The organism is Treponema berlinense, assembly GCF_052273165.1.
Lineage (GTDB): Bacteria > Spirochaetota > Spirochaetia > Treponematales > Treponemataceae > Treponema_D > Treponema_D berlinense_A.
This window is the reverse complement of sequence record NZ_DAVZIU010000032.1, coordinates 1-18490: the sequence shown is the minus strand read 5'-3', so window position 1 is coordinate 18490 and position 18490 is coordinate 1. Positions and strand designations below refer to the sequence as shown.

General features: G+C 38.9%; 22 protein-coding genes. 19 read left to right on the top strand and 3 right to left on the bottom strand.

The genetic code is table 11. From position 1 onward, the window contains the following. Positions 1 to 257 precede the first annotated feature (257 nt). The 10 genes from ACT6XC_RS08835 to ACT6XC_RS08790 all read left to right on the top strand — a co-directional run bounded on the left by ACT6XC_RS08835 (position 258) and on the right by ACT6XC_RS08790 (position 5606). Positions 258 to 437, top strand: a complete 180-nt coding sequence (locus tag ACT6XC_RS08835; protein WP_443741532.1) for a type II toxin-antitoxin system HicA family toxin — start codon at positions 258 to 260, stop codon at positions 435 to 437. Between the two features lie 35 nt (positions 438 to 472). Further along, entirely contained in the window at positions 473 to 862 is a 390-nt protein-coding gene (locus tag ACT6XC_RS08830) for a type II toxin-antitoxin system HicB family antitoxin (protein ID WP_443741531.1), read from the top strand. A gap of 112 nt (positions 863 to 974) precedes the next feature. Further along, a complete protein-coding gene (locus ACT6XC_RS08825; protein ID WP_443741530.1) occupies positions 975 to 1634 on the top strand; it encodes an HK97 family phage prohead protease in 660 nt (219 codons plus the stop codon). Positions 1635 to 1660: 26 nt separating this feature from the next. Next, the gene (locus tag ACT6XC_RS08820) at positions 1661 to 2830 is read left to right on the top strand and encodes a phage major capsid protein (RefSeq protein WP_443741529.1); all 1170 of its coding nucleotides are present in this window, start codon (positions 1661 to 1663) and stop codon (positions 2828 to 2830) included. Between the two features lie 64 nt (positions 2831 to 2894). After that, a complete protein-coding gene (locus ACT6XC_RS08815) occupies positions 2895 to 3089 on the top strand; it encodes a hypothetical protein (RefSeq protein WP_443741528.1) in 195 nt (64 codons plus the stop codon). 9 nt (positions 3090 to 3098) lie between these two features. Next, entirely contained in the window at positions 3099 to 3638 is a 540-nt protein-coding gene (locus ACT6XC_RS08810) for a hypothetical protein (protein WP_443741527.1), read from the top strand. Further along, a complete protein-coding gene (locus ACT6XC_RS08805; RefSeq protein WP_443741526.1) occupies positions 3638 to 4084 on the top strand; it encodes a hypothetical protein in 447 nt (148 codons plus the stop codon). The genes ACT6XC_RS08810 and ACT6XC_RS08805 overlap by 1 nt, the downstream gene beginning before the upstream one ends. 2 nt (positions 4085 to 4086) lie before the next feature. After that, entirely contained in the window at positions 4087 to 4497 is a 411-nt protein-coding gene (locus ACT6XC_RS08800) for a hypothetical protein (RefSeq protein ID WP_443741525.1), read from the top strand. 30 nt (positions 4498 to 4527) lie between these two features. After that, the gene (locus ACT6XC_RS08795; RefSeq protein WP_443741524.1) at positions 4528 to 4941 is read left to right on the top strand and encodes a hypothetical protein; all 414 of its coding nucleotides are present in this window, start codon (positions 4528 to 4530) and stop codon (positions 4939 to 4941) included. Between the two features lie 104 nt (positions 4942 to 5045). Next, positions 5046 to 5606 (top strand): Gp15 family bacteriophage protein, encoded by a 561-nt coding sequence (locus ACT6XC_RS08790; protein ID WP_443741523.1) that lies wholly within the window; start codon positions 5046 to 5048, stop codon positions 5604 to 5606. 8 nt (positions 5607 to 5614) lie between these two features. Here ACT6XC_RS08790 and ACT6XC_RS08785 read toward each other — a convergent pair whose 3' ends face one another. Together ACT6XC_RS08785 and ACT6XC_RS08780 are read right to left on the bottom strand one after the other, a co-directional pair. After that, on the bottom strand, positions 5615 to 5752 hold the full coding sequence (locus tag ACT6XC_RS08785) for a hypothetical protein (RefSeq protein WP_443741522.1): 138 nt from the start codon (positions 5750 to 5752) through the stop codon (positions 5615 to 5617). Between the two features lie 272 nt (positions 5753 to 6024). Next, a complete protein-coding gene (locus ACT6XC_RS08780; RefSeq protein ID WP_443741521.1) occupies positions 6025 to 6177 on the bottom strand; it encodes a hypothetical protein in 153 nt (50 codons plus the stop codon). Positions 6178 to 6439: 262 nt separating this feature from the next. On the opposite strand from ACT6XC_RS08780, the gene ACT6XC_RS08775 reads away from it, so the two are divergent. From ACT6XC_RS08775 to ACT6XC_RS08750, 6 genes are all read left to right on the top strand, one after another. Next, a complete protein-coding gene (locus tag ACT6XC_RS08775; RefSeq protein ID WP_443741520.1) occupies positions 6440 to 8974 on the top strand; it encodes a hypothetical protein in 2535 nt (844 codons plus the stop codon). Further along, a complete protein-coding gene (locus ACT6XC_RS08770; protein WP_443741519.1) occupies positions 8974 to 9330 on the top strand; it encodes a hypothetical protein in 357 nt (118 codons plus the stop codon). Before ACT6XC_RS08775 ends, ACT6XC_RS08770 begins: the two co-directional genes overlap by 1 nt. Continuing rightward, complete coding sequence (locus ACT6XC_RS08765) at positions 9327 to 9776, top strand: hypothetical protein (protein ID WP_443741518.1); 450 nt, start codon at positions 9327 to 9329, stop codon at positions 9774 to 9776. The genes ACT6XC_RS08770 and ACT6XC_RS08765 overlap by 4 nt, the downstream gene beginning before the upstream one ends. Before the next feature lie 15 nt (positions 9777 to 9791). Further along, the gene (locus ACT6XC_RS08760) at positions 9792 to 10166 is read left to right on the top strand and encodes an NlpC/P60 family protein (protein ID WP_443738428.1); all 375 of its coding nucleotides are present in this window, start codon (positions 9792 to 9794) and stop codon (positions 10164 to 10166) included. Further along, the gene (locus ACT6XC_RS08755) at positions 10163 to 15076 is read left to right on the top strand and encodes a hypothetical protein (RefSeq protein ID WP_443741517.1); all 4914 of its coding nucleotides are present in this window, start codon (positions 10163 to 10165) and stop codon (positions 15074 to 15076) included. Before ACT6XC_RS08760 ends, ACT6XC_RS08755 begins: the two co-directional genes overlap by 4 nt. A 379-nt stretch (positions 15077 to 15455) precedes the next feature. Further along, positions 15456 to 15761 carry a hypothetical protein gene (locus ACT6XC_RS08750; protein ID WP_443741516.1) on the top strand — a complete coding sequence of 102 codons (306 nt, stop codon included), beginning with the start codon at positions 15456 to 15458 and terminating at the stop codon, positions 15759 to 15761. A 37-nt stretch (positions 15762 to 15798) separates the two neighbouring features. On the opposite strand, the gene ACT6XC_RS08745 is transcribed toward ACT6XC_RS08750, so the two are convergent. After that, positions 15799 to 15999: a hypothetical protein gene (locus tag ACT6XC_RS08745; RefSeq protein ID WP_443741515.1), complete on the bottom strand. Its 201-nt coding sequence runs from the start codon at positions 15997 to 15999 to the stop codon at positions 15799 to 15801. Between the two features lie 174 nt (positions 16000 to 16173). Between ACT6XC_RS08745 and ACT6XC_RS08740 the strand changes: the two genes are divergently transcribed. From ACT6XC_RS08740 to ACT6XC_RS08730, 3 genes are all read left to right on the top strand, one after another. Further along, on the top strand, positions 16174 to 16728 hold the full coding sequence (locus ACT6XC_RS08740) for a hypothetical protein (protein ID WP_443741514.1): 555 nt from the start codon (positions 16174 to 16176) through the stop codon (positions 16726 to 16728). 12 nt (positions 16729 to 16740) lie between these two features. Continuing rightward, positions 16741 to 17727 carry a hypothetical protein gene (locus ACT6XC_RS08735; RefSeq protein WP_443741513.1) on the top strand — a complete coding sequence of 329 codons (987 nt, stop codon included), beginning with the start codon at positions 16741 to 16743 and terminating at the stop codon, positions 17725 to 17727. A 326-nt stretch (positions 17728 to 18053) separates the two neighbouring features. Continuing rightward, the gene (locus tag ACT6XC_RS08730; RefSeq protein ID WP_287396726.1) at positions 18054 to 18248 is read left to right on the top strand and encodes a plasmid mobilization protein; all 195 of its coding nucleotides are present in this window, start codon (positions 18054 to 18056) and stop codon (positions 18246 to 18248) included. Positions 18249 to 18490 lie beyond the last annotated feature (242 nt).

Here is an 18490-nt window from a genome sequence, read left to right as displayed (position 1 = left end):
ATCAGCGCGGTAATTGCAGAAGCGATTATCAGACTGATTTTCAGTTAATGAGGGCCTTTATTCCGTAGTTTACTTCTTAGGGGGCTTTATGTCAAACATTTTAAAAACTGTTATAAAAAACGTTGTGCGTGGAATAATTATTGCAATAGTAATCTTTGCTTTTAACAGATAATCATTTTAGAGCTTGCTCAATCGGGCAAGCCTTTTTTTTATAAAACACCTTGACAAATGCGTATAATACGCATTATTATATAAATATGAAAGACAAAGAGCTTTTAAGCCTGCTTAAAAAGAACGGCTGGACACTTGCAAGAATAAAAGGCAGTCATCATCGCCTTGAAAAAAAAGGTTTTCCGCCGATAACAATTCCGGTTCACGGTGAGGATATGAAAAAGGGGCTTGAGACGGCTATCTTGAAACAAGCCGGGTTAAAGTAAAAAAAGACAGGGCGGAAGCCCTGCAAGGAGAAAATATGGTGATTTATCCTGCTATATGCCATTTTGAGGACGACGGCTATTGGTGCGAATTTCCGGATTTAAAAGGCTGCTTTTCTCAAGGCGATACAGAAGCTGAAATCGTAGAGAACGCAAAAGAAGCCTTGGACTGCTATCTTGAAAGCTACCTTGAAAAAGACGAGCCTCTTCCAAAGGCAAGCAAAATTACTGACATAAAGACTTCCGGAAAAGACTTTGCGACATACATAGAATGTGATATTTCAAACACAGGAAAAAGCGTCCGTAAGAATGTTACTCTTCCAGAATGGCTCTGCAGGCGCGCGGAAAAGGCTTCTGTTAATTTTAGCCAAACTTTACAGGAATCCTTATTAAAAAAACTTGGAATTTCTGCAATCACAACAAACTAAATAAAAACAACTGATTTTTATGGCTTGCTCAATCGGGCAAGCCTTTTTTTTTCCACGCTTAAAATTCCATTTTGACTATACTTGTAAATTTACAAAATGGAGATTTTGCAGAATGAAACCGGATTTTAAGACAGAAAAGGACGAATTAAGAAGTTTTGATTTTGAGATTCGTGCCGCCAAAGATGAACAGAACGGCACTTTTATTGAAGGCGTTCCAATCGTTTTTAATAAAAAATGCGACATGGGATTTTTTGAGGAATACATTTCACGCGATGCGCTTTCAAAGACTGATATGAAGGACGTGCGTTTTCTTGTGAACCACAATATCGAAATGACTCCCCTTGCGCGCTCAAGAAACAACAACGCAAATTCCACAATGCAAATGGAAGTCAAGGAGGACGGAATGCACATCCGCGTAAACCTTGACACAGAAAACAACACGGACGCAAAGAACCTTTATTCTGCAATCCAGCGCGGAGATGTAAGCGGAATGAGTTTTATGTTCATTGTCCGCGGTGATAAATGGGAAAAATTAGACAGTGATTATCCAAAAAGGACAATCACTGACATTGAAAAAATATTTGAAGTAAGTGCGGTTACTTTTCCTGCATACGAAGCCACTTCTATAAAAGCCCGTTCTGTTTCTGCGCTGGAGAGCGCACGGCAGGAGCTGGAGAGCAAGAGGGCAGAAGAATTCAAGTTGGAAGAAGCCAAAAGAGAAAATGAAGAGCGCTGTCGTTCTTTGACACTTCTCGAACTTCAAACATTTTAATCAATTTTTACAGGAGATAAAAAATTATGAACAAAAAAGAAGAACGTGCAAAATTGCTTTCAGAAATGAAAGAAATGAACGAAAAAGCCGCTAGCGAAAAACGCTCATTCAGCGAAGATGAGAAAAAAGTTTTTGAAGAAAAAGAAGAGCGTTTTCGTGTATTGTCTAGCGAAATCGAAGCGGAAGAACGTGAGCAGAAACTTAACGGTTTTACTGACACTCTTCCAAAAGGTGGCGAAGACAAGCCAAAAGCAGCCGAAAGAAAAGGCTTTTTCCGTGCGGAAAAACGTGGCGGAGACACTTTCCTTTCTTTAGGAACTGGCGACGCTCCTGGAAGCGCTTATTCGCTTGCTCCAGAAGAGTTTGTAGAAGAAATTCTTTCTGAAGTTGAAAAAGAAGCCATTTTGTACGGTCGTGTCCGAAAAATTTCTGTAAGCGGAGCGGGAAGCCTTGGCGTTCCTTACGAAAAAAGCGACGCTTCTGCGGCTGACTGGACAAACGAAATTCCTGCGACCGAAATCACTTCTGACAAGTCTTTGGATTACGGAAAACGCGAACTTGAGCCTACAGACCTTGTAAAGCAGTTCACAGTTACAAAGAAATTGCTTGCAACCAGCGCTTTTCCGATCGACACAATCGCAAAAGGAAAAATCATCGAAAAGCTCACAGAAGCATTTGAAAATGGAATTCTTAACGGAACTGGCGAAAACCAGCCGCTCGGAATTTTCACAAAAAGTGATGACGGCATTCCTGCATCAAGAGACGTTACGACTGCCGACACTTCAATTTCTGCCGATGACCTCGTAAACCTCAAGATGAAACTTCGTCCAGCATACAGAAACAAAGCCTGCTGGGTAATGAGCACAGAAATTCTTAAAGATATTATGCTGCTCAAAGATCAGAACGGCCGCTTTTTGTGGCAGCCTGCGCTCACAGAAGGACAGCCGTCAACAATTCTCGGGCTCCCGGTAATCGAAAGCGAATATGCGCCTAACGCAAAAACCTCTGGAAGTTATGTCGTTGCCCTTGGCGATTTTAGTCATTACTGGTTTGCACACTGGAAGGATATGGACATAACCGTCCTTAACGAAAAGTTTGCAGGAACAAACCAGATTGGATTCCTTGGACATACGCTTGCAGACGGACAGCCGACACTTCCGGCCGCATTTGCACGACTTGCAATTAAAGAAGCGTAGTTAAAAAAAGTGCGGGGACTTTATTCAAGTTCCCGCATATTCTGTTAAAAGGAGACTAAAAAAAATGGCGGAAAAAAAAGAAAACCTTGAAAACAAAAAGTCTGAATTGCCAAAAGAAAAAACGCAGGAAAAAACGAAAGTCAAAATTCTTGAAGTACTGCGCGGAACTTATGGCGCTTTTAATCCTGGCGAAACCGTGGAACTTGAACCAAAACTTGCGGAAGCCTTTATAAAAAGCGGATTTGCAGAAAAAAATTAGGTTAAAAATATGGCTTACATTACAACAGAAGAACTTGAAGATTATGTAAAAAAATATCCAGAAGAAAACTCACTTCTTGAGCATTACGTAACTGCCGCTGAAGAAATGATTGAAAATTATTTGGGATATTCACCGGAAAAAAAAGAATATAAAACAGTCTGCTACGGTGATGACGGCAAACTGTTCTGTCTTGAAGCTTTTCCGCTCATAGAATTAAAAGAAGTGAAAATAAACGACAACTTTGTCGATTCTTCACTTTTCAGGATAAAAAAACGCAATTATCTTGAATTCAATTACGGAAAAGGTATTTTTTGTTCCGACAGCCTTTATTCACTTACATATATGGCAGGCTTTGAAAAAGTTCCAAGCAAAATAAAGACCGTTGCGCTGCAACTTGCAAGCCTTATGTGGGAAAGTGAAGGAGGAAATCTTGCAGTGTCTTCTACTACATATTCCGACAACGGAAGCCGTGTTTTTAACAATTTTAAGGCGGACAGGTTTTTGGAAGACCTCGAAGCCTATAAAAAGGGTAGCGGAGAAGATTTTTAATGAAAGGAAACTGGATTGTAGTTGAAGCCGAAGTTGATGAAGTTGTAAAGGCACTTTCAGAAACTTCAAAAAGTCTTACGAGCATAAAAAAACAGTCCGTGGGAATAATCGCACGGTACGGCGTTAAATTTATCCGAAAAAGAATAAGAGAAACACTTCTAAACAAAAAACAATCTACCAGGGAGCTTCAAAAGTCCTATTCCTTTCGGGTAAAAAAAGACGGAAGCGAAGCAAACATTTATCCGAAAGGAGTTTCTGGTTCAAAGATTTTTCCAAAAGCCTATATAAACAACTACGGATACGAAGGCGCAACAAAACGCAGCAAAAACTGGCACTTTGCGCCGAAAGCCTTTATCCAGGATACTGAAAATCTTCTGGAAAAAAGAGATTTTGACACAGAACTAAAAAAGATGATTGATAAAACACTTGCCAAATACTGGAGTTAAAAATGAAAAGCGCGCAAAGCTTGAAAAATTTTATTGCAAAAAAACTTGACGGATTTTCAGAAAACAATGTGATTATTGGAAGCGTGGACCTTTCAAGATTTTCGCAAAAAAATCTTTGTGTAATTGTTCCGGAAACAATGGAAGTTGTAGAGCAGTACATTGACGGCAGTTTTGAAGCAAAAACTTCATTCACGTTGTCATTTTTGTTCCGTGGTGAAAAATATACGGCACTTGTTGAAAAAATGGAAACAAAGGCGGACGAAATTCAAAAACTTATTATGAACAATCTTTCACTCGAAAACTCGATAACTGCCGCTGAACTTGAAAAAATTGAATTTTATTACGACTGCGGAACTCTCGAAAATCAAGCGACAGGGCTTGATGTAAAAATGACTATAACAGAAGAAAAATAAAAAGACATTTTGTCTTTACAGGAGAAAAATATGAAAGTGAATAAACTTGAAAAAGGCGAGCAGGTCAAAAAATACCATGTCGCGCTGCTTGTAAACTCAGGCACAAAAACCGCTGCTAAATGGGTTCAGATTGAAAAATCAACCGACAACACAATCACAATGAACGCAGAAACCGAAGACCGTGATTTTATTACGGACACAAATCCGACAACCATTCTGAAAAAATACAAGCCTTCAATGAGCGAGCCGATTACGCTTTTCAAAGGCAATCCAGATTATGAATTCTTCTGGAACAAGTTCTACAAGATGTCGGCTGGAGCGGCTGCGGAAAGCGAGATTTTGGTTGTCTTTATGAACGAGGAACCGGCAGCGGAAAATATGCCGCCTGGAAATGCGACTGCGTTTGTGTTTGCGACAACTTTAATCCTGTTGATTCTGTTTTGACATTCTCTATCAACTTTAACGGAACAGTAAAAACCGGAACTGTTAGTATAAGCGAAGACGGAGAACCAGCATTTGTCGAAGAAAGCGCATCTGAAACTCTGTAAATGGATTTAACAAAAAAAATATTGCCGTCCGATGTAGAAGTCGACGGCTTTTTTTATCCGGTTAAAACAGATCATTTTTATTGGTTTAATTTTGCAAAGCTCATAAAAAAAGAAGTTCCTGTCACCGATTTTGATTTTTTGTATGAAGATGAAAAACCAGCCGACAGAGAAAAAGGCTTTTATGCTTTATACTCTTTCTTTGCTCCAAAAAAAACGCTTCCGCGCGTCAGCGGAATTCAGGAAAAAGAAATTGCGCTCGATTACGAAATTGATTCAGATTATATTTTTGCCGCAATTCTTGAGCAGTACGGAATAGATTTGTTTGAAAAAGGCATTCACTGGCACAAAGTTCTGGCGATGATTCAAGCGCTGCACGATGTAAAACTCACTAAAATAATTGAATACAGGCTGTATAAAAAGCCTCAAAAAAACGAAACTTACGAAAGCCAGATGGAAGAATTAAAAAAGCTTTGGCGTATAGAAAGCGAGGAAGAAAAAAAAGAACGGACAGAAGCAGAAAAGAGAGAAAAAGAGTTTTTTGCAAAGACTAAGAATGTTTGATATAAATTTTACCAAGTATCTGTACCATTTCCAGAATACACCCAATCATCTTTACAGTCTTCATCTTCTGCCATTTTTTTGGCAAACGGAAGAATTATATGTTTCATTATTAAATAAGTTATTATTACGCCTAAAATAAAAATCATAATGGCCCCCTTAAATAACAAGAAAAATTAAATGGCAAAAGAACTTACATAAACAAAAACCAATAATCGTCATCGTCTAAGTCTAAGTATTTATCGTCTTGATCATGTTTGTCGCACCAACAAAAAAAACATTTGATTATAGCGTATGTGATGACAGCAGCAATAATAGATATAAAAAACTCAGCCATAAGAAACCCTCCTTACCATAAGGAAGCCTCCTTACTATTAAATAGTAATACGATGTTTAAATAAAAAGAAAGATAATATAAATTTTACCAATTATCTATACCAAACATGTCTATACCATTTCCGGAATACACCCAATCATCTTTACAGTCTTCATCTTCTGCCATTTCATTGACAAACGGAAGAACTATATGTTTCATTATTAAATAAGTTATTATTACGCCTAAAATAAAAATCATAATGAACCCCCTTTAAATAACAAGAAAAATTAAATGGCAAAAAAAACTTACATAAACAAAGACCAATAATCGTCATATTCTGAGCATATTTTTTCTAAATATTCATTGTTTTGATCACATTTGTCACACCAGCGCAAATAAGCTTTGACTATAGCGTATGTGATAATAGCAGCAATAATATTTATAAAAAAATTAACCATAAGGAAACCCTCCTTACTATTAAATAGTAATACGATGTTTAACTAAAAGCAAGGAAATTAAAATGGCAAAAGATAAGAACTTAAATATAAAAATTAAAACGGATACAAAAAAAGCTGAAGACGGCATAGATAAAATCATATCAAAAATAAATTCCTTAAATAAAAATACAACAATAACTTCGTTAAATAAAGTAAACGGGGCTTTTTCATTTATCGGAAACACTTTTTCAGTAGTTACTTCCGGCATAAAAAAAGCTGTTGCCGCAGTAGCAGAATGTTCCGACGCTTACGAAAAGCAGAAAAATGCAGAAACTCTTTTGCAGACTGCTGCTAAAAATAATCCTTATCTAAACGAACACAGTATTTTTCAGCTCAAAGAATACGCTTCACAACTTCAATCAATTTCAACAGTGGGAGATGAAGAACTTCTGCCTTTTATGGCACAACTTGCCGCCGCTGGTCGCACACAGACAGAAATTCAAGACATAATGAGTGCTGCTCTCAATGTTTCTGCCAGTGGAACAATGTCGCTTGAAAGTGCTGTAAAAAACTTAAACAAGACTTTTTCAGGACTTTCTGGCGAACTTGGAGAAAGCGTTCCGCAGATAAAACAGCTTACAAAGGAACAGTTAAAAAACGGAGAAGCAGTTAAGGTTTTAGCCGGGCAATATTCAGGAATGGCGAAAAATGTTGCAGGTTCAACAGGCGGTTGGAAACAATTCAAAAATACTCTTGGCGACATGCAGGAGATGATTGGTGAAAAGTTCTCCGAAAAGAAAAACGCAGCCGGACAAGTTTTAAATAACTTTTTTTCAAAAGTAATAGAAAAACTTCAGGCGGCAAAAAAAGAAACCGATGAATTCCGCGCGAAACTTGAACTTATTGCACAAAATGACGGAACAGACGCGACTTTAAGCTCCTATCAAAGCGAACTTGACCTTTTAAAAAAGGAAAATGCAGAAATTCAAAAAAAACAGAAGGCACTTTCAAGCAAGGACTGGAGAGCATACGCAGCCGATCAGCTTACTGAACAAAAACAGGAAGTTGAAAACTATAAAAAGACTGAAAGAGAGCTTAGTAATGCTGTCAACAAAGCGTATAAAGAATGGTTTACGTATAATGAAGGACTAAAATATTCTGGTATTGCAATAACTGAGGCAGAAAGAACAAAGCGGGTAGAGCTTTTTAAGATTTACAAAAACGCACTGGAACAAAAAAACAAGTATGTAAGTGAAAATATAAATGCAACCAAAAGGCTTCAAAAAGCAGAAGATTCTGCAAAAAAAGAATACAACGATTTTATGAAAGACCGGGAAATGTGGACGGCAGAAAGCTTGAAACATGACGAAGAAGCAAACAACAAACGCATTGAATTTCTTGAAAAACAAATTGCCTTGGAAAAAAAGAAGAAAGAAGAAGCCGACAAAGATATAATACTTGAAAAAGAATCTAAAAAAATAAACGCACAAATCGCCGCTTATAAAGAAAAACTTACAGTAATGCAAAAAGAAGCGGAATTGCGCGGCCGACAAGTTTCTCAAGAAGATTTGCTCAATGCCAAAATAGAGCATTATATGGCAGTCTGGAAAGAATCTGGGGACTGGGCGGCTTCTTATCTTCAAAACCTTGCAAAAGAAATTGAAAAGGATTTTTCAGATTTAAATATTGAAATCCCCGAAATGCCTGTTCTCGATAAACTTTCGGACAAAGAACAGATTGAAGCGCTTGAAGGCTACATGCAGATTCTTTTAAGCCTTAAAGATAATCTTGAGGAAGATTCCGCTGCCTGGAACAAACTGGAAGAATCAATTAAAGGCGTTATTGGACAGATTGAGCTTCTCAAAAACAAGACCGACGGCTGGGACGCAATGAGCAGTTTTGAAAAAATAGGCTATGTTCAGGAAAAGTTTTCTGAACTTGCGGACGGAATAAACTCTGCTCTTTCCCTTGTAAGCGAAACTTTGGACAACCAGACGTCGGCAGATGTTCAGAACCTTGAAAACGCCTACAACAAAGGGCTTATAAGCGAGGAAGAATATTATTCAAAAAAAGAGAAAATCGAAAAAGACAGCGCAAAGAAAAAATATAAGGTTCAAATGGCGGAATGGGCGCTAAATCTTTTGCAGACTCAATCAGCGTCAGCCCTTGCAATTGCGAACAGTTTAAAGGACGGCGGAACTCTCGGAATGATAAACGCCGCAATTATGGGAGTTGCAACCGCCGCACAACTTGCCGCACAGATTGCGGCAAAACCTGTTCCGCCTTCCTTTGCTTCTGGCGGTATTGTTCCGGGAACTTCTTATAGTGGCGACAATGTTCAGGCAAATGTAAACTCCGGAGAGATGATTTTGAACGCAAGACAGCAGCGCGCGCTATGGGAAACAGCGAACGGAAACATAAAGCCTGGCGGAGTTATCTTTAACATAAAAGTGAATAACGAGGCGGCAGATGTTGCAAGCGCGGGTGTTACATCAAACAGCGACGGATTTACGGTTGCAATTAAAAAAATTGTCAGCGATGCAATGGCAAACGGAGAAATGAACGACAGTTATCAAGTGATGAAAGCAAATATTTACGGACGGAGGATTACAAACTGATGAAAAACTGGCCAGACAAGGTAAACAAAAAAGCGTACGGACTTGAAACTTCTTTCGGCAAAAACTACACGGAAGTTACTTTTGAAGCCGGAACAAAAAGAAGAATACTCAACGATCTGAAAGTCCGCAAAAAATACACTTTTAAAATCGACATGGCGGACGAGCCGAAAAACCAGGCGAGCGAATACAAAGTCTTTATGAACTGGTTTGACAACACAATTCACGGAGGAGCGGAAAGTTTTTCGTTCATAGACTTTGAAAATGTTGAAAACGAAAAAGAATACTTTTTTGCAGAATTGCCGTCATCAAGCGGACAGGATATAAAAACCGTTTCTTTTTCTCTGGAGGAAGTATGACAGCCTCAGAACTTTTTGAACTTTTCACAAGTAAATCAGGCGGTTTTTCTCTTCCAGTGCTGATCACGCTCACAGACGGAAAGACTGAATTAAATTACGTGAACGCAAGAAACGACATAGTTTTTAATGGCAAAACGTACAAGTCGGAAGTTTTTCAATTTTCTGCAAATGCGAACGTGCTCGGCTTTTTTGGTGGCGGAACTTTAGAAATTGCACGGACAATCGAGGTTGTTTCACTTCTGGAGCAAAACGACACAATCACAATAAAAATAAACGGCGTGCTTTATAATGGTGAAGTTGTCGAGCTCTACGGCTACACTTCAAAATACTGCAAGGCGGTTTTTGCAAAATCAACCGTAAAAATCACAATGGAAAAAGACGACAGACTAGCGATGACTTTTCCTGCGACAGTATTTACGGCGGCAAACAACCAGGGCAACGCATAAGATGACTATAAAGGCATGGAAGAAATTAAATACGATGACTTGCTTTGCGTGCCTTTTAAAAAAGGCGGACGCACGAAAGACGGCTTAGACTGTTACGGACTTTGTATCGAACTTTGCAGGCGCTGCGGAAAAACACTCCCGGACTTTGCGACAATTTGTCCGATAAATCCAAAAAACGACGCTAAAAAACGAAAAGAATTCAATCATTACGTTAAAGAAATTCCGCAGGCAAAAAAACACGCGCTTGTCGAATACTTAAATGACGACGGCGAAATACACATCGGTTTTTTACTTGATGAAAAAACTTATATTCACGCAACACTTTGCGGAGTTCGCGTAACTCCGTTATTCGCCTTAAAAAATCCAAAATTCTACGAGGTTGTAAAATGAAAGCTTTGATTTATCGAGATTTTTCAGAAAGTTATAAAGTAAAAGAAATCAGAAACGGAAAAATAAAAGATATTCTTCCGGAATATCCAGAAGACAAATACGCAATTTTAGTAAACGGCACAAGATGCGACCGCAATTTTGAAATAAAAGAAGGAGATGCTGTTATTGTCCGCGCAATTCCGCACGCAACAGTCATTGCAATCGCGTCTTTGGTAGTTGCTGGAGTTTCGGCAATCGTTGGCGGAGTTACGGCATATAAAGCAAAAAAACAGGCTCAACGCGCAAAAGAAGAAGCGGACAGAATTGCCGATTCAATGAAAAACTCAGGCGGAAGCGTGGATTCAGACCCGACAATGCCAGGAGCGTCAAACACAGTCGCAACAGGAAAAACACAGCCTTTTGTAATGGGACGCAGACTTTGGACACCGTATTTTATTACGGCGGAATGGGATAATTTGCGCGGTTCGTACTGGCAGGAAGCGCTTGAATTTTATTTTAATGCAAAAATCACTTTGACGATAACTCAGGAATATGACGATGAAGGATACAATGACGGGTATTTTTATGAATTAAATCTGGAATTTCTTTCAAACTGGGACGGCGGACAAGATGTAAACGTAATGTATGGCTCTCATTACGACAATTTCGACTTCACCATAAAAAAAGGCGAAAAATATTCAAAAGGGCAGACGATAAGCGCGCGTTTTTGGAACAGCTGGAACAGAAGAAGAAAAGACCTCCGCATATACGACAAAAAATATTATTTCAGCGATTTGAATTTTGATCAGGAAAAAACAACAAGTTCAATTACTGCAAGTTTTACAATCACAGAATTACAGGCGCATTACGAAAAAGACAATACAGAATACAATTACCGTGTTTTACAGGCAGGTTTTGCAGACCAGGCGATTGAAGAAATCCGCGCGGACGATGAGGTTTTAATCAAGTTTAATCCGCCAGTAACAAGTGCGGACACTCGTCTGTCATCAACCTTGTTTAAAGACAGCAGGCTGGAAATCCACGAAAACGGAGAAGCGTTCAGAAACGAAAACTTCAACTTTAAAATGGACGTTCAGGAAACTAGAACAGAATTAAAACTTTCAGACGATGAGAACTATTCCGACCTTGAATATTTGCTTCCCGTAAATACAAAGTCGATTTATATTCCGCTTGAATTTCCGTCAGGACTTTACACGATAAACGACAACGGAAGCCGCTCAAGCCGTAAAATACAAACTCTTGTCCAGTATTCAAGCGACAGTGGCGCAACTTGGAAGAATTTGCAGACACAGTTCGGCAAAAACGGAGCAATTGAGGACAACAACCGCTCAGACCTTTATTTTGTCCTTGAGCATACATTCACGGATTTAGAAATTCTTAACGCAGTCAAAAACGGAAAACCGATAAAAATAAAAATTTCCTGCCTTACTTCAAAAACAGAAAACGGAAACACTTGCGACACAATGCAGATTGTAAAAATCCGTTCTCGTCTTATTGATGAAAAAAAAGCGCGTACCCAAAATCTTATCGAATACGCGCCTCTTCTCGACAAAAAAATTGACGATTTAAGCGTAAAAATCGGACTTTGCTTAAAGGCGACGGCAACAAACAAGGACAAGGCGGGCAAAATCCAGATTGTAACTTGCGGAATGGCGCGAATTTGGAACAAAACCTCAAGAGTTTGGAGCACAGAAAAAAAAGCGACAAGAAATCCAGCCTCCTGGCTTTTGGAAGTGCTCACAAGCAAAACGCACCCGGCTTCAAAGTTAAGCGATGAAGAAATCGACCTTGAAAGTTTTGGCGACTTTTACGAATATTGCGAAAAAAACGCGCTTAATATCGACCTCGTAATTTCGACAGGCGACACAAAAGAGAATATACTCAAGAAAATTCTTGAAACGGCAAATGCAGGACTTTACCGCTCAATTTACGGAAAACTTGCAGTCGCAATCGACGACAAAAAATCAAACGCCGTTGCAATCCTTAACCAGCAGAATTTAATCAGTTTTTCAGCGGAAAAAAGTCTTGCAAGAAACGTTGACGGCTACCGTGTAACATTTACAGAAAATCAGTTCTGGAAAGAAGACACACAGGTTTTTATGCGCGACGGTTCGGACTACTCGGATTCTCCGGCAGATGTGCAGATTGAAGAACTCAAAATTGACAGTTTTACAGCGGACAGTTCAAGCGGAAACTTTTCACAGGTTTACAAGGCTGTAAGACGGAAAATCAACGCGGACATTTTGCGCGCGCATACATATTCGCTTGAGATTGGCAAAGAAGGCTATTTTTTTCCGCTTTTTTCAAAAATCAAAATCCAGCATCCTGCTCTTTATACAGGACTTGGAAGCTCGGCAATAAAACAGATAATCGTTTCTAATCAAAAAATTACAGCTCTTGAACTTTATTCGCCTGTTCAATATTCAAAAGACGCGCGCTATGGGGCGGTAATTCAATGCGTAAACAAAAATTATTCAAGAATTCTTAATATTGAATACACAGCAGAAAACGAAGAAAGCACGATTATAAAACTCGTAAATCCAATTTCTGTTTCTGCAGAAACTGTTCCGAACGTGGACAATATTCTTTCTTTTGGAACTCTTTCTTCTGACGGCTCTTTCAAGACAATTACAAACGAAATGACCGTAACTGAGATAAAACCGACCTCAAACGGTTACAGGCTCACAGGCGTTGACTACTCGGATTCTCTTTTTGAATACGGCTCAATTCCCCGCTATGAGTGCAATCTTACAAAGCCTCGTGGCTCTCTTGTTTCTCAGTCAATAACAAACGACGACCTCTTAAAAAAGACAGAAGAAATAAAGACTGAACTTGAAAGCCTTGTTTCTGTTGATGTGGTTAATTCGGTACAGCCTCCAGCGGAGGTTTTTTCTTGCCGTGGAATTGCGGAAAAAGACGGAATAAACCTTTCGGCAGTTGCCGGCGGAAGCACAATCTTTGACAACGTAAAAAACTTTGTATTCCAAATTTCACGCGATGCCGGAAAAACCTGGCAGAACGTTGACGGAGAATATTATTCTTTTGACCGCTCAAAAGACGGCTATCCGGAAAAAAGCGCCTTTGTAAATTACCAGATACGCGCAAAGGCTAAAAACTCGTATAACGTTCTTTCAAAAAATTGGAAAGAGGGAAGTGTTTCATCATCATCAAATTACAAGACTTGGATTTTGTCCGCTCCAAAAGTTTTTGCAAAAGCGTACGAAGGAAGAATTGAAATTTCTTTGAATGATGAAGCAAATGCGAATGTCTGGGGATTTAAGAACTATTCATTAAGCTACACGGACGCGGGCAAAAAATGCAAAACCACACTTGTAAAAAAAGACGACTGGACTTATACACTTTCGATTGCGGGGCTTTACCTTGAAAAATCAGACATTCAAAAAATCACTTTTACCGCAAAGGTAAAAACAGAAGCCGATGAAAAATCCTCACAATGCGCCACAGATACAGACGGATATTTGACTTATGTTCCTTCCGTGCCAAAAATTGCGTTGAGCGTAAGCGGAAGAAGCGTGGCCCTTTCGTTTTCTCACAAAGAATTTTATGAATTTTCAAACTATGCAGTGCAAATTTCAAAAGACGGCAAAACCTGGTATTCATACGGCGCGGACGACTACGAGCGCGACAACGAAAATAAATGGCAGGGAAAAGCTGGCGAAACGACACAAGTTACAGGAAACTACAAAGCGTTTTTCCTTTCTCTCGAAGGCGAAACACAAAATACACCGGCAAATACAAATTACTATTTCCGCGGAATAACATACGGCGCGACAGTCGGTAATGTAAAAAAATCAAGCGAATGGAGCGAAAAAAATCTTGCCCTGGCAACGGCAACGCTTGCAAAAGACATTGTGGCGAACGCAATCACAACCAACAAACTTGCGGAAGGTGCAGTAACGCGCGAAAAAATCGCGGCTGGAACAATTACCGCAGACGAAATATTTGCAGGAGACCTTGCGGCTGGCGGAGCGCGTTTTGGAAAAATTTCCGCTGGAGGAAAAGGAATTTCTAGCAACGATAACAACTATTGGGATTTGGAACAAAACGAATTTCGCGTTGGAAACGACATTAACCTTGAAGACACAGAAACAGGACTTCCAAAAGAAGACAACAATAATGCCTGGTATTTTCATTATAGCGAAAAATTTGGACTTGCATTGTCGCTTGCAAAATTTGTCGTTACATCTATAGCGTCAATCATTAAAGGCGTTTTCAAAATACAGACAAACACAGGCGCAGACTTCGTGAAGGTGAATCCCGAAAGCACGGAACAAGACGGCATAGCGGCAAAAACACTCAGCGTGGACGGCACGGTCAACGCGGCCAGCGTAACGGCAACGGAATTTACAGGAAATTTAAAAGGAAATGCCGACAGTGCAACATATGCAACCTCTGCTGGCAATGCCGACACCGCAACAAATGCTAAATATGCAACCTCTGCTGGAAATGCCGACAGTGTAAACGGCACGGTCAACGCGACCAGCGTAACGGCAAATAAAATTAAAATCGGCAACGACCAGCAATCCATAGAATACCGTTCAAAAAGTTTTAATGGCTTTAAAATGCACGAAGTCCAAACTAACGCCTTGTATATCGAAGGAAGGGAAGCAACTACAGGAGATTCTGGCGGACTTGCAATAACGAATGACAGCGTTACTATTTTTGGAGCAGGAGATACAAACGGAGTTTTCCGTGTCGTAAATGAAGACAACGCTGGAAACGGAAGCGCAACCGCACCTTCCATTTTTAATATATTTAAAAATGGGCAGGTTACAATGACGGGTCGGCTTACAGTGCCGTCCGCGACTATAGGCAACAGACCTGCAATTACAGGCTCTACAAGCACGGACTCAAACGGAAACCTTGTTCTGAACCTGTACACGAACTAAAAAAACGCGCGGCGATTACTGAAAAGCCGCGTTTTTTTTTGTAACCACGACAAATATTGTATAACGATATATATTTAATATATCAAAACTAATTGCAAAAGGAGGTGGCAATGGCTGATAAAAAAGAAAAGCCGACTTGGTTAGACATTGTGGACATGCTAATCAACTTCGGCTTATTGCTTGTTGCAGTGTTGGCTTTGATATTCAAGTAATATCAAAAGTAATCAAAAGCAGATAAGGCTAGCACCCTTATCTGTCTTTTCAATCTAAATGATTTTATAAGGATTGTCAAATGATAACAAAAAAAACGGTCAACTTTCTTTCTTTTGTTTTCCGGCTGACAGCGCTGGTACTTTTTATTGTTTTTTTAATCTAAAATATGGGAGCCAAGTATGATTACAGTTTTAAGAATTCTGCTTATAGTTCTTCTTTCTGTTTCTATTATCCTGAGAGTGATAAAACTTTTCAGAAAAAAGTAGGTGATAAAATGACTACAAAGGAAGTGTCTGAAAAATACGGTATCTGCATTGCCGCCGTCGCGCGCTGGGCAAAAAATAACGGCGTGGGGAGGGGTGAGCCTGTAAACGGCATTATGCCTTTCAACTGGACGGAAGACGACTGCAAGCGATTTGAGTGCCGACGCACCAGTGGATGGAAAAAAGGCAGACCGAGAAAGCAACAGTAAAGCAGAACCCCGGAGCAAATCCGGGGATTTTTTCTTATTATCTGTTTTTTACCAAGTCAATTATAAACTGGCTTACAGTCTTTCCTGCCTCAGAAGCGCGCAACTTTATCATTGTAACCTCACTTTCAAGGCAAGAAATGACAATCCGCCCCGTTTTGTGCTCACCTTGATTTTTCCCGCCCTTTTTTCTTCCACTGCCAGCGCGCGCTCCGCCACGAGTTTTGTTTAATTCTTCCATTTTTGCCACCTTACAAAAAATAAAGTAAAAGCGAAACAGCAGTAAAAATAATAGAAATTGATTGTAAAATAATTACTGTTGTAATAAGTTTTTCAAATCTATTCATTTGACACCTCTTATAAAAATAATGTTAACAGTTTATCAAAAAAAATAAAGTAGTTTGACTATATCTTCATGATAAACATAAACGGAAAACTGCCCAGGCTTATTAAAATTAACGGTACAGTTCCTGACATTGTAAAAATCAATAATTCCATTGTATGGAAAAACGCGTTTTCTATAAATTTTAAGGCGAATTTTCACTGGGATCAAAATCAGTACAGTTCTGGATGTTGGGACTATTATAATGAATGTATATATCTTTCTGACTTTACAATCCTTGCAAACCATTATTTTGAGCATTTGTATTTGGATTCAGTAAAAATTTACACCACTGATAACTCTGAAACATACGAAGATACTTTTCTCTTTGGTAATGAACTAAAATCCGGATATACGTGCAATATTGAAAAAAAATTCTATTGCGGCGAAACCGATAGTAACAGATTCATTAGAGTTGATTTTTATTTTCGCGCATGGGGAAAATTTCAAATACAAAAGAAAGTCAGCGTTTCTGCTAACACAAACGATCTGAGTAGAAATAGCGACCCTGTTTTAAGCGCGACTTATTCCGACACAATAAGTGCATTTACTCAACAAGAAATCGATTGGATAAAAAAAACATCATAGGAGATCAAAAAAATGATTGAAGCTATTGAAAACTTAGATGAGTTCAAGGGCGTTATAAAATGGCGCGTAACGCATAACTGCAATTTTTCCTGCTCTTACTGTATTCAAAGATACTGCGCACAACAGCCAGACATCTGGGGAACTTTAGAACAGGACGAAAAACGCAGCATTGCGGCCGCCCCGGACATTTCGCGGATTATGGACGAAATGAAAGCCGACAAAATTAAACTCGATCTTGTAGGCGGAGAAGTTACACTTTTCGACCTGGAGAATCTTTTGTCAAAAATAACATCGCAAAAGTTAAAAAAAGTATACATTGTTACAAATTTTCACCGTCCGAAAGAATATTTTGAAAATCTTGCAAAATATTTAAAAACAAGAAATTGCGGACTTGAAGTCTGCGCTTCCTGGCACAGTGAATGTATTGATTTTGAAACTTATTCTTCAAAAATATTGAGCTTAAAAGATACTGAAAATCTTACATTAAAATGTGAAAAAGTAAACACAGGCGATAATCCAGAAGAAATCGAAAAAATAAAAGAATTTTGCGAAGCAAACGATATAAATTATCTGATTGATGTTACGACTGATTTTTCAGTAAAAGCCGTAAACCGCAGAATAAACGGAGAATTAAAAACCAGTTTTAAAAAACCGCATCCGCGCTTTATGCTTTATAAAGATGACGGAACACAGCAGGAATGTTGGAGCCAGAACGCTTTAATTACAGGACAGGAGCCGGGAACAGAAGAACAAATTACAAACTTAAAGGAGGGATTTAAGACAAAACTCTGGTATTGTTCCCGCGATATTGATTACGTGTATGTTACGATTGACTATCATCACGGAATAGTAGACGGAAAATGCAAGCAAAAAGAGCCGTTGGCCGATTTTCACATAAAGACAGAACCTCACCAATGCGAATTCCCGTCGTGCAATTTTTGCGGAAAGATGAGCGTGGCAAAAGAAAAAGACAAACTTATGGAATTTTTAGAAAACTGAATCACCTGCCATTTATCAAAGAAAAGCTGCTAAATGCCTTAGCAAAACTGATTACAGCAGTTGCAATGCTAATATCGGCAATAGCAGCACTTATCAACGCGCTTAAATAGCGCAAGGTTTGGCGGATAGACACCGCCCACCTTTATTCAGTCTAAGTTTTTTTTATATCAAAGTCAACAATTTTTAAAGGAGGCAACGTATGTATTTTTTTATAATCGGTTTTTTGGTTATTCTGGCAAATCTTTCGCTGATATTTTTTAAAAATGTTTTTCTTGCGGGCTTTTTAATTTTGCTTGCAGGCGGCATTTTTTTAAGGAGGCGCAAAAATGGAAAATGAAACAAAAGTCCGTGCTCCACGCTCACGGGAGAGAGGTAAGGGGAAAAACAACAAGGGCACAACACGCGTGCTTTTTCAGGTAAGTTGTCAGCCAGAAGAACGTGAGCAGATAAAAGAGCTTGCAGAAAAAGCTGGCAAAACAACAAGCAAATTTCTGGTGGATTTAGCGCTTGGAAGAAATTAAAAATCAAAAAAAATGTCACACTGACCCTCTGCTTTTTTTTTATTTAGATTTTAAGTGTGACATAAATTTGTAACATTTTTATGTCACATTTTATGTCACACTTGGCAGTTTATAAAAAAAATGATTTAACGGCTTGTTTTTACTAATTTTATATGTTATAAAGAATTAACGTTTATGTTATGCGCATATTGTAGCTCAGTTGGATTAGAGCATCTGCCTTCTAAGCAGAGGGTCGCGTGTTC